Origin of the sequence: Mycobacterium sp. (genome assembly GCF_051006775.1) — a bacterium.
Taxonomy (GTDB): Bacteria; Actinomycetota; Actinomycetes; order Mycobacteriales; family Mycobacteriaceae; genus Mycobacterium.
Map to the genome: position 1 here is coordinate 1 of NZ_JBPCSX010000115.1, position 11,038 is coordinate 11,038.

Sequence of the window (11,038 nt, forward strand, 5' to 3'; positions counted from 1 at the left end):
GAATCAGCTGTTCTCCGTGCTCGGTGAGCTCAAGGGCGGGGCCATGAAGGTGGGCCAGGCGCTGTCGGTGCTCGAGGCCGCCATCCCCGAGGAGTTCGGCGAGCCCTACCGCGAGGCGCTGACCAAACTGCAGAAGGACGCCCCGCCGAGGACGGCGCCCACCGTGCACCGGGTGCTCGACGCTCAGCTGGGCACCAAGTGGCGCGAGCGGTTCGCCTCCTTCGACGACGATCCGGTGGCATCGGCGTCGATCGGCCAGGTGCACAAGGGGGTCTGGGCCGACGGCCGCGAGGTGGCCGTCAAGATCCAGTACCCCGGCGCTGATGAGGCGCTGCGCGCCGACCTGAAGACCATGCGCCGGCTGACCTCGGTGCTCAAGCAGCTGACGCCCGGAGCCGACGTGCAGGGTGTGGTCGACGAGCTCGTCGAGCGCACCGAGATGGAGCTGGACTACCGGCTCGAAGCCAATAACCAACGCGCGTTCGCCAAGGGGTACGAGGGCCATCCGCACTTCGTGGTGCCGCATGTGGTCGGCAGCTCGCCGAAGGTCGTCGTCTCCGAGTGGGTCGAAGGCAAGTCGATGGCGGAGATCATCCGCAAGGGCACGCCCGACGAGCGGGACATGTGCGGCACAAGGCTTTTCGAGCTGACCTTCGATGCGCCGGCCCGGGTTCACATGATGCACGGTGACGCGCACCCCGGAAACTTCATGATGCTGCCCGACGGCCGGATGACGGTGATCGACTTCGGCGCGGTGGCGCCGCTGCCCGACGGCCTGCCGATCGAGATGGGCCGGATGATCCGGCTGGCCCTGGACAAGAACTACGAGGACCTGTTGCCGACGATGGCGCAGGTGGGCTTCATCCGGCCGGGCGAGGAGATCGAGCTGGAGTCGGTCGACGAGATGCTGGCCCAGTACGTCGAGCCGCTGCAGGTGCCGGTGTTCCACTACACCCGCAAGTGGTTGCAGAAGCATGCGCAGTCCAATATGGCCAACGCCCCGCAGCAGCTGAAGATGGCCCGCCAGATGGGCCTGCCGCCCGAGCTGGCCATCCCGCTGCGGGTGATCGCCTCCACGGTGGCGATCTCCTGCCAGCTGAACTGCCATGTTCCGGTGCGGGAGATGGCCGAAGAGCTGATCCCGGGCTTCGCCGAGCCGGCGTAACGCTTTCGGGCTTACCCGCGACAGGTGGGTCATGACACGTTTCTGGATGTTCGCTATCGCGTCGGCGTTCGCGCCGCTGGCCATCCTGGCCTCCGCACCCGCCGAGGTCACCCTCCAGGCCGATTGCCCCGTCGGCTGGTACTGGGATTTCGAGATTGAGCAGTGCGTCAACGCGCCCAACCCGGTGCTCGGCCCCGCAGGTCCGGTGGGCGTCGGTGGCGTCGGCCCGGTCGTCGGACCGGCCGGCCCGGTGGGCGTCGGCGGCGTCGGCCCGGTCGTGGGTCCGGTGGGCCCGGTCGGAATCGGCCCGCGCTAGGCGCAATTGTCTTGGTGCCCGCCTCGGAGCGACAATCCGGTGCAGGAGGTGGGTGCGGGCGTTGAGTGCGGAAGGGGTGACCCCCTTCCCGTGTCGCCCCGCCCCCATTTGTCGCTCTGAGGCGGGCACCACCATAGGTGCTTCCCTCCCGGACTGGGCCGCGACCGGACTAGCCCCCCAACTACGCCGCGACCTTGCGCGGCCGTCCGCGCGGACGCTTGCGCACCAGCACCGCACCGCGGTCCAGGATCTCCCCGCCCCAGACACCCCAGGGTTCGGCGCGGTCCAGGGCGGCGGCCAGGCACTGCCGGCGGATCGGGCAGCCGGCGCACAGCGATTTGGCCCGCTCGAGATCGGCGGGCTCCTCGGCGAACCACAGGTCGGGTTCGCGCCTACACGGCGTCATGCGGGTCTCTCTTCCCGGATTGGACAACAAAAAAGGCCACGGACTTTCGTCCGTGGCCTGTGGTCTCTCGCGTACAGCTAGAAGACGCTCCAGTCCCCGGACGGGTGAGCGGCGGCGTGATGTGCTGCGGTTGCGAACATGGATCAGAGACTAACCGGCGGTGCGGCAGGCGCACAACTGAATTAATTCAGGTGGTCGATGACCGCGTCGAAGGCGTTGAGGATGAATTCGTCGGCCACCGGGTCCGAGGACACCGGTTGCGAGGATTGTTTGACGATCGCCACCTGCCGCGCCCGGTCGATGTAGATCCACTGGCCGTGCACCCCGATGGCGGTGATGGCCTCACGATTCGGGGTGTGCCGGATCCACCACTGCGCGCGGTAGCTCCAGTCGGTGGCCATGTAGCCGACGGCTGCGGGCCCGTTGGCGAAGGCCTCCCGGTCACCGCCACGCTCCAGGGTCTCGATGATGGCCGGCGCCACGATCTGCTCGCCGTCGACGCTGCCGCCGTTGAGCATCATCATGGCGAAGCGGGCCAGATCGCGCGGTGCGGCGTTGAGTCCCCCGCCGGCCACCAGCGTGCCGCACCGGTCCAGCAGCACATAGGCCTCGGCCTCGGTGCCCAACCGGGTCCACAGCACGTCGGACATGTTGTCCTGGAACGTTTTTCCGGTGGCGCGGTTGGTGATCCAGTTCAGCACATCGGTCTTGGGCGTCTGATAGTGGAAGATCTCGCCGTGGGCGTGCGCCGGGTCGATCGGCAGCGTGAGCAGAAAGTCGTACAGGCTGTCGGCCGCGGTTCCGGTGGTGTCATCCATCCAGCCCAGTGCTGCAACGTAGCGGCCGATATCGGAGCGCGGGTCGGCGTAGTCCTCGTTGAAGTTCATCGAGTTGACCATGTCGAGCACCTGGCCGATGGTGGCGTCGGCGAACGCCGAGGCGACGCTCAACTCGGGAACCACATCGGTGACCCGGCCGCTCTCGTCAAGACCCGCCATCAATGCGAACAACCCGGCGAAGGATTTGGTGCACGACATCATCTGGTGTGGCTGGGCGGCGTTCATTGCGTTGCCGTAGTGCTCGTAGACCAGCCGCTCGGGCGTCACGACGAGGAACGAGTCGGTGTAGGTCTCGCGCAAAAACGTCGCGAAGTCGGTGACGCTGCCGTCGGGGCGGGCCACCTCGAGGCGCGTGATAGCAGTGTTGATGGCGAACGGGATCGGCCGCGGCGCAGCACTGGTGCGCAGCGGCGCCGACGGGAAGATGGTCCGCATGTGCAGGTAGGCCCACCGGTTGAAGGGCCCGGTCATCAGGGCGTTGGAGCGGTCGACGCGCTTACCCGGCGGTGGGGGGAACCCCTGCATCAGCCCGAGGTCCTGAGCCGTCGCGTACGGATCCGTCATTCTCATCACCGTCCTCATCGAGGTGTAGCAGCTCCCGCACACTCGGACGGGTGCCGTAGGGGCGCAGCATCGTGCTGGCCGGGCGCGGCCGGACATTCAGCGGCCACCAGAACCAGCGGCCCAGCAGTGCGGCGATCGACGGCGTCATGAACGACCGCACGATCAGGGTGTCGAAGATCAGGCCGATGCCGATGGTCGTACCGATCTGACCCAGGACCATCAGTTCGCCGAAGATGAACCCGCACATGGTGAACGCGAACACCAGGCCGGCGGCGGTCACCACCGAGCCGGTCCCGGCCATGGTCCGGATCAGACCGGTGTTGAGGCCCGCGCCGATCTCCTCTTTGAACCGGGATATCACCAGCAGGTTGTAGTCCGATCCCACCGCCAACAGGATGATGATGGCCAGCGCCAGCACGATCCAGTACAGCTGAATACCCAGCAGGTGCTGCCAGATCAGTACCGACAGCCCGAACGAGGCGCCCAGCGACAGCACCACCGTGCCGACGATCACCAGTGCGGCCACCAAGCTGTGGGTGACGAAGATCATGATCAGCAGGATCAGGCTGGCCGCGGCGATGACGACGATCATCAGGTCGTAGTTGGCCATGTCGCGGGCGTCCTTGAACCCCGACGCGGTGCCGGCGATGTAGATCTTCGAGCCGGCCAGCGGGGTGCCCTTGAGCGCCTCCTCCGCGGACTGCCGGATCGGGTCGATATGCGAAATGCCCTCTGTTGTCGCCGGATCACCGTCGTGGGTGATGATCATCCGCGCGGCCTTGCCGTCCGGGGACAGGAACAGCTTCATACCGCGCTTGAACTCGGAGTTGTCGAACACCTCCGGCGGCACGTAGAACGTGCTGTCGTCCTTGGCCTCGTCGAAGGCCTTGCCCATCGCGTCGGAGTTCTTCAGGGCCTCCGCCGACTGCGCGAACAAACCCGACTGGGTGGCGTAGTTGTTCTCCACCAACGCCTTATTGCGTTCCTGGCTGGCGATCTGCTCTGGGAACAGTGCGAGGATCCTCGGCTGCACCTCGGTCAGCTTGTCCAGCGCGGTCGTGATGGATTCGAACTGGTTGGTCAGCTTGTCGATACCGTCGAGCGAGTCGAACAGCGAACGTCCGGCCGCACAGATCGGGATGTCATAGCAGTGCGGTTCCCAGTAGAGGTAATTGCGGAACGGCCGGAAGTAGTCGTCGACGTTGGCGATCTTGTCGCGCAGGTCATTCATGGTGTCGACGGTCTCGTGGAACACCGCGGTCTGCTCGTCGGTGGCGTTGCTGAGCTCCGTCTGCGCGGCGTACTGCCGCTTGAGCAGGTCGATGGAGGTGTTGATCTCGCTGAGCTGCTTGAGCAGATCGTCGGCCCGGGCCTGCTGGAACGGCAGGCTCTCGATCTGACTCGAACTCTGCACGCTCATCTGGAAACCCAGCGAGGTGTGGTCCAGCGGTGTGCCCAGCGGCCGGGTGATGGACTGCACCATCGCCACACCCGGGGTGCGGAAGACATCCTTGGCGATGCGTTCGAGCACGATCATGTTCGCCGGGGTGCGCAGATCGCGGTCGGTTTCGACCATCAGCACCTCGGGGTTGAGCCGGGCCGCCGAGAAGTGCCGTTCGGCCGCGGTGTAGCCGACCTTCGCCGGCGCCCAGTCCGGTTGGTAGTGGCGGGCGTCGTAGGAGGTGCTGTATCCGGGCAGCGCGAGCAGACCGATGAGGGCGACGGCGATCGAGGCCAGCAGGATGGGCCCGGGCCAGCGCACGATGGCGGTGCCGATGCGCCGCCAGCCGCGGGTGCGCATGGCGCGCTTGGGGTCGAACAACCCGATGTGGCTGCCCATGGTGATGACTGCGGGCGTCAGGGTCAGCGAGCCCACCAGGGTGACAAGAACACCGATGCCGGCCGGAATGCCCAGGCTCTGGAAGTACGGCGTCCGGGTGATCCGCAGACAGAACACCGCGGCGGCGACCGTGAGGCCCGAGCCGATGATCACGTGCGCGGTGCTGCGGTACATCGTGTAGTAGGCGGCCTGCCGATCCTCACCACTCTGGCGCGCCTCCTGATAGCGGCCCAGCAGGAAGATCGCGTAGTCCGTTCCGGCCGCGACGACGAGCAACGTCAGCAGGTTGGTCGCATACGTCGACAGCGGGATGACGCCGATGTGCGCCAGGAAGGCGACGACGCCGCGGGCCGCGGCCACCTGGATCGCGACCGCCATGAGCGTGAGGAACATGGTGGTCAGGGACCGGTAGACGATCAGCAGCATGATCGCGATCACCCCGAAGGTGAGCGCGGTGACCTTCAGGTGGCTGCCCTCACCCACCGCGAACTCGTCGGCGACCAGTGCTGCCGGGCCGCTCACATACGCCTTGACCCCGGCCGGCGCGGGAGTGTCGGCCACGATCTTGCGGACAGCGGTGACCGATTCGTTGGCCTGACTACTTCCGGCGTCGCCGACCAGATAGACCTGAATGAGAGCGGCCTTGCCGTCGCTGCTCTGCGAACCCGCGGCGGTGAGCGGATCGCCCCAGAAGTACTGGACGTGCTGCACGCGATCGTTTTGCTGCAGGCGGGCCACCAACTCGTCGCCGAAACGGTGGGCCTCGGCGCCGAGGGGCTCCTGTCCTTCGAGCACGAGCGTGACGAGGCTGTCGGAGTCGTACTCGCCGAATACCGTTCCGACTCGCTTGGAGGCGATCAGCGACGGCGAGTCCTTGGAACTCTGCGCGACGTTGTGGATGCGGCCGATCTCTTCCAGCGGCGGGATCAACGCGTTGGTGGAGGCGGCCAGGGCCAGCCAGATGATGGCGATCGGGATGCAGAGTCTGCGGACGATCTTTGCGAATCTCATCCGGATTTGTCCAAACAGTAGGTGTAGGCGCTGGGGGTGTTCGAAATCCGCTCGACCTTGACCACGTCGTCGATGGTGATGCGGCAGCCCAGCGTGCTGCCGTCGCCCTGAGCCTGGATGTTGACCAGTACCGCCGGCGTGGTGGTCGAATCGTCATAGGTCCACGGCAGCACGGCATTGTCGACCCGCTGCGGTGTGGCGTGCACGTCCATGTAGGTGATGGTCGCCGTGGCACCCGGATCACCGAACACCTCGAGGACGACATGTTTGGGGTTGAACGGCACGATCTGATCGGCTGCCCCGCCCTGGGTCGAGGAGAGGTCTTCGGAGCCGAAGGCGCCGTGCAGGCGGTAGACGGCGAACCCGGCCAGTGCGACCACCACGACGGCGACCCACACCATCCAGTTACTGCCGATTCTCGATAGCAGCGACGCGCGCTTCACCGGTCAGCCTCCACCGGCAGTACGGTACGGTACCGGACGCTCATTGGCACCCTCAGGTCCCGGACCGGGCGGGCCGGGCGAGACTGGGCATGATGATGTCGTCGACGAGGGTGCGGACCGTGCGGCGGGTGGGCGGCCGATTCTGGATCACCGTGCGGTAGATCAGGTAGCCCGGCAGCAGGTCCCACAGTTCGGTGTTGACCACGTCGGGACAGATCTCGCCGCGGTCGACCGCACGTTTGACCACCTGCTTCATCATCGCCCTGCGCTGATCGAACAGTTGCTCCTGCATGACGTCGTTGAGTGCCGGATCCCGCGACACCTCACCGAGAACGACCCGCAGCGTGCTGGCGTGCTCCTTGGACTGCGCGCAGACGGTGTCCCCGATCGCGATGAGATCGTCGCGCAGGCTGCCGGTGTCCGGCGGCACGGCGTCCTGGCTGATGCCTTCGATGAACGCGGCCAGCACCAGTTCGGCTTTGGTGGGCCAGCGCCGGTACATGGTGGCCTTGCTGGCCCGACCGGCGGCCGCGACCTCGTCGAGGGTCAGCCGCTCGTAGCCGTGTTCCTGCAGCAGACGCAACGTGACCGCGAGCAGTTCGCGTTCCCGGTCCGACCACGTCACGGCCGCAATGCTAACGCCCTGGTGCCGACGCCACCTTCCCGAGCATCAGATGGCCGGCGATGATGGCCGTCACGAAGGCGAAGATCAGGGCCGAGGCGGTCCAGGCCAGCGCCTGGCCGGTCTGGCCGTACAGCGACGGCGCGAACCCGATGGCCAGCGAGTCGAAGGTCATGGCCCCGGCGATGGCCCAGAAGAAGGTCTCCCGCTGATCGAGATCGCGCAGCCGGGCCACCGCCTGCAGCAGCCAGACAGTGGGCGGAGCCGCCAGCGCGCAGACCACGTACACCGCGACGCGCCTGGGGGTATCGAGGAACAACGAGGCGGGCAGCAGGCTGATGACGATGGCGAAGCCCAGTGCAATCAGTAGACCGACGATGAACCCGGTGACACGTTCTGACATCACTGACTCCTGACGTTTGTAGTGGTTACTACAAACTATACGATCGCGCTGTGGGCTACAAGCATTCTCGGGAGGATCTGCTGACAGCAGCCGCCGAGATCGTGGCGGCATCGGGTATCGCATCGCTCACCTTCGCCTCGGTCGCGGCGGCGCTGGGTATCAGCGACCGTACGGTTGTCTACTACTTCCCCACCAAGGCCGAGCTGATCACCGCGGCCGTCGGTGCACTCGGCGAACGGTTGCAGGCCACGCTGGCCGGTGCGTTCGGCGACTCTCCCCTGCCGGTGCGGGATCTGCAGCGGCAGGCCTGGCCCATGCTCGCCACACCTGCGGCGGATCCGATCTTCGCGGTGTTCTTCGAAGTCATCGGACTGGCCAGCGCCGGGCGCGAACCGTATGCGTCCCTGGCGCCGCTGCTGATGAGCGGCTGGGTGGATTGGCTGGAGCCGCGGATCGCCGCGCGCACCGCCGCGCAACGACGCAGTCAGGCGCTGGCCGCCGTTGCCACCCTGGACGGGCTGCTGCTGATGCGCCAGATGGCGGGTGCGCGGGCCGCCAACGCCGCGGCCCGCGAACTCGGCCTGGCCTGACTCAGCTGCGGGCCCGCACCAACTCCAGTACGTCGGCGCCGAACTGCTCGAGCTTGCGGGCGCCGATACCCGGGATCGCGGTCAAGGCTGCTTCATCGTCGGGCAGTGACTCGGCGATGGCGATCAGGGTGTTGTCGGTGAACACCACGTAGGCCGGAACGCTGAGCTCCCGCGAGGTCGCCAGGCGCCACTCCTTGAGCTGGGCCAGCAGTTCCTCGTCGATATCGACCGAGCAGCTTTCACAGCGGCGCAACATGATCGACGGAGCGGTGGTCAGCACAGCATTGCAGACCCGGCAGAGCGGGGTACCGCCACGCTGGCGACGTGGCTTCGACGGCGCACCCGGCTCGACCTGTGCCTGGGGGGCGATGCCGTTGAGGAAACGGGACGGCCGCCGGCCCTGCCGGCCGCCCGGCGCACGGGCCAATGCCCAGCTGAGCTCGAGATGTGATCGGGCCCTGGTGATTCCGACGTAGAGCAGCCGGCGTTCCTCTTCGACGGCCTCGCTGTCGGGGCCCTTGGACAGGGCGTGACTGATCGGCAGGGTGCCGTCGGCCAGGCCGACCAGGAACACCGCATCCCACTCCAGACCCTTGGCGGCGTGCAGTGAGGCCAGCGTCACACCCTGCACGGTCGGTGGGTGCCGCGAGTCGGCGCGCACCTTCAGTTCGGCCACCAGCGAGGCCAGATCCAGATCCGGCCGGATGGCCACCTCTTCGTCGACCAGTTCGGCAAGGGCGACCAACGCCTCCCAGCGCTCCCGGGCCTTGGCGCCGGTGGGTGCCTCCGGGGCGAAACCCAACGGCTCCAACAGGTTTCGCACCAGCTCGCCCAGCGGACCCTCGACACCCCGGTCGGCTGCCCGCTGCATCGCGACCAAGCTCTGCCGGATCTCCTGGCGGCTGAAGAAGCCCTCCCCGCCGCGCAGTTGGAACGGCACACCGGCCGCGGTGAGCGCCTCTTCGTACACCTCGGACTGGGCGTTGATCCGGTAGAGGATGGCGATCTCGGAGACCGGCGTGCCGGCCTCGATCAGGGCCTTGATGGCTTTGGCGACCGCGGTGGCCTCGGCGACCTCGTCGGGGTGTTCGCGGAACACCGGCTCCGGGCCGGGCGGGCGCTGGCCGATCAGGTGCAGTTTGGAGCCGGCCATCCGCCCGCGGGCGGCGGCGATCACCCGATTGGCCAGCGACACCACCTGTGGTGTGGAGCGGTAGTCGCGTTCCAGCCGCACCACGGCCGCCTCGGGGAAGGTGCGGGAGAACTCCAGCAGGTAGCGCGGTGAGGCGCCGGTGAAGGAGTAGATGGTCTGGTTGGCGTCGCCGACGACGGTGAGATCGTCGCGCTCGCCGAGCCAGGCCGCCAGCACCCGCTGCTGTAGCGGGGTGACGTCCTGATACTCGTCGACGACGAAGCAGCGGTAGCGGTCGCGGAACTCCCCGGCCACCGCCTGGTCGTTCTCGATGGCGGCGGCGGTGTGCAGCAGCAGGTCGTCGAAGTCGAGCAGGGTGATCCCGTCGCGGTTGGACTTGAGCTTCTCGTAGCCGGCGTAGACCGTCGCGACCTTCTCGGCGTCCAGCGGGATGTCGCGGGAGATCTGCGCGACGGCGGCGGCGTACCCCTCGGGGCTGATCAGCGATGCCTTGGCCCACTCGATCTCACCGGCGAGATCGCGGACGTCATCGGTGGAGACCTGCAACCGGGCCCGGTTGGCGGCCTGGGCGACCACGGCGAACTTGCTGTCCAGCAGCTGCCAGCCGGTGTCGCCGACCACCCGTGGCCAGAAGTACTGCAGCTGACGGCGGGCGGCGGCGTGAAAGGTCAGGGCCTGCACGCCGGCGACCTCCATGGACCGCAGCCTGGTGCGCATCTCGCCGGCGGCCCGGGAGGTGAACGTCACCGCCAGCACCTGGGCGGCGGCCACGTGACCCTCGGCGACCAGGTGGGCGATGCGATGGGTGATGGTCCGGGTCTTGCCGGTGCCGGCCCCGGCCAGCACGCACAGCGGGCCGCGGGCGGCCAGCACGGCCTCGCGCTGCTCGTCGTCCAGGCCCAGGTTCACGGCGTCCATCTTGGCAGTCACCTCCGACAGTGGGCTAAGTTGACGCGCATGAGTGACGTGACCATGTACACAACGGTGTGGTGCGGCTACTGCCAGCGGCTGAAGATCGCCATGAAGTCCGCCGGCATCACGTTCACCGAGGTGGACATCGAGCACGACCCGGCCGCCGCCGAGTTCGTCATGGGCGTCAACGGCGGTAACCAGACGGTGCCGACGCTGAAATTCGCCGACGGGTCAGCGCTGACCAACCCGAGCATCAAGGACGTCAAGGCCAAGCTCGGGCTCTGACCCCGGCCCGGCCGCGCCCGCGCAGGCCCGCTCGCTAATCCCGGAACATAAGTCTCTGCCCGCCTCGTAGCGACAACACCTCGTCGCGCAGCTGGCCGACCCGCTTGATGATCCTGTGCTCGGTTCCGCGCGGCACATCGTCGGCCAGGTAGCGGCCGCGGCCGATCCGCCAGACCCGGCCTCGGGCCATTTCCCACCGCAGAGTGTCCGACACGGTCTTGGACGGCCGGCCCACAACGGTGAAGCCCTCGGCGTTCAGCATCGCGATCAGTTCGGCGACGGTGGCCGGACCGTTGAGCTGCAGCAGCCGGGTGAGCATGTAGCGCAGGTCGGTGCCGCGCAGCAGACGCGGAGGTATCTCGGTACTCATCCCCGCACTGTGGCACCGGCCCCTGACAATGCCGGCCAACCCGCATACCCCCGGATTGTCGCTCTGAGGCGGGCACAACGACTACTGATTTCCCCCCGCGTCGGCGGGCACGGGTCCAC

General features: G+C 67.4%; 12 protein-coding genes. 4 read left to right on the plus strand and 8 right to left on the minus strand.

Annotated features, from left to right (window positions below; translation table 11 throughout):
* On the plus strand, window positions 1-1,165 hold a 1,165-nt coding region (locus ACR2JI_RS08465), incomplete at its 5' end, for an ABC1 kinase family protein (protein ID WP_526389637.1).
* A gap of 31 nt (window positions 1,166-1,196) precedes the next feature.
* Window positions 1,197-1,481: a hypothetical protein gene (locus tag ACR2JI_RS08470; protein WP_526389638.1), complete on the plus strand. Its 285-nt coding sequence runs from the start codon at window positions 1,197-1,199 to the stop codon at window positions 1,479-1,481.
* A 181-nt stretch (window positions 1,482-1,662) separates the two neighbouring features.
* On the opposite strand, the gene ACR2JI_RS08475 is transcribed toward ACR2JI_RS08470, so the two are convergent.
* From ACR2JI_RS08475 to ACR2JI_RS08500, 6 genes are all read right to left on the minus strand, one after another.
* On the minus strand, window positions 1,663-1,887 hold the full coding sequence (locus tag ACR2JI_RS08475) for a WhiB family transcriptional regulator (protein WP_526389639.1): 225 nt from the start codon (window positions 1,885-1,887) through the stop codon (window positions 1,663-1,665).
* Window positions 1,888-2,069: 182 nt separating this feature from the next.
* Window positions 2,070-3,290, minus strand: coding sequence for a serine hydrolase domain-containing protein (locus ACR2JI_RS08480; protein WP_526389640.1), 1,221 nt, complete (start codon window positions 3,288-3,290; stop codon window positions 2,070-2,072).
* Window positions 3,223-6,141, minus strand: a complete 2,919-nt coding sequence (locus ACR2JI_RS08485; RefSeq protein WP_526389641.1) for an MMPL/RND family transporter — start codon at window positions 6,139-6,141, stop codon at window positions 3,223-3,225. The genes ACR2JI_RS08480 and ACR2JI_RS08485 overlap by 68 nt, the downstream gene beginning before the upstream one ends.
* Window positions 6,138-6,542: an MmpS family transport accessory protein gene (locus ACR2JI_RS08490; protein ID WP_526389646.1), complete on the minus strand. Its 405-nt coding sequence runs from the start codon at window positions 6,540-6,542 to the stop codon at window positions 6,138-6,140. The genes ACR2JI_RS08485 and ACR2JI_RS08490 overlap by 4 nt, the downstream gene beginning before the upstream one ends.
* Before the next feature lie 94 nt (window positions 6,543-6,636).
* Window positions 6,637-7,218 carry a TetR/AcrR family transcriptional regulator gene (locus tag ACR2JI_RS08495; protein ID WP_526389647.1) on the minus strand — a complete coding sequence of 194 codons (582 nt, stop codon included), beginning with the start codon at window positions 7,216-7,218 and terminating at the stop codon, window positions 6,637-6,639.
* Window position 7,219: 1 nt separating this feature from the next.
* Entirely contained in the window at window positions 7,220-7,609 is a 390-nt protein-coding gene (locus ACR2JI_RS08500) for a hypothetical protein (protein WP_526389642.1), read from the minus strand.
* A 50-nt stretch (window positions 7,610-7,659) separates the two neighbouring features.
* On the opposite strand from ACR2JI_RS08500, the gene ACR2JI_RS08505 reads away from it, so the two are divergent.
* Complete coding sequence (locus tag ACR2JI_RS08505; protein WP_526389643.1) at window positions 7,660-8,199, plus strand: TetR/AcrR family transcriptional regulator; 540 nt, start codon at window positions 7,660-7,662, stop codon at window positions 8,197-8,199.
* A gap of 1 nt (window position 8,200) precedes the next feature.
* On the opposite strand, the gene ACR2JI_RS08510 is transcribed toward ACR2JI_RS08505, so the two are convergent.
* Window positions 8,201-10,270, minus strand: coding sequence for a UvrD-helicase domain-containing protein (locus ACR2JI_RS08510; protein ID WP_526389648.1), 2,070 nt, complete (start codon window positions 10,268-10,270; stop codon window positions 8,201-8,203).
* 39 nt (window positions 10,271-10,309) lie between these two features.
* On the opposite strand from ACR2JI_RS08510, the gene ACR2JI_RS08515 reads away from it, so the two are divergent.
* Window positions 10,310-10,549, plus strand: a complete 240-nt coding sequence (locus tag ACR2JI_RS08515) for a mycoredoxin (RefSeq protein ID WP_526389644.1) — start codon at window positions 10,310-10,312, stop codon at window positions 10,547-10,549.
* Window positions 10,550-10,583: 34 nt separating this feature from the next.
* On the opposite strand, the gene ACR2JI_RS08520 is transcribed toward ACR2JI_RS08515, so the two are convergent.
* Window positions 10,584-10,919: a hypothetical protein gene (locus ACR2JI_RS08520; RefSeq protein WP_526389645.1), complete on the minus strand. Its 336-nt coding sequence runs from the start codon at window positions 10,917-10,919 to the stop codon at window positions 10,584-10,586.
* Window positions 10,920-11,038: the final 119 nt, after the last annotated feature.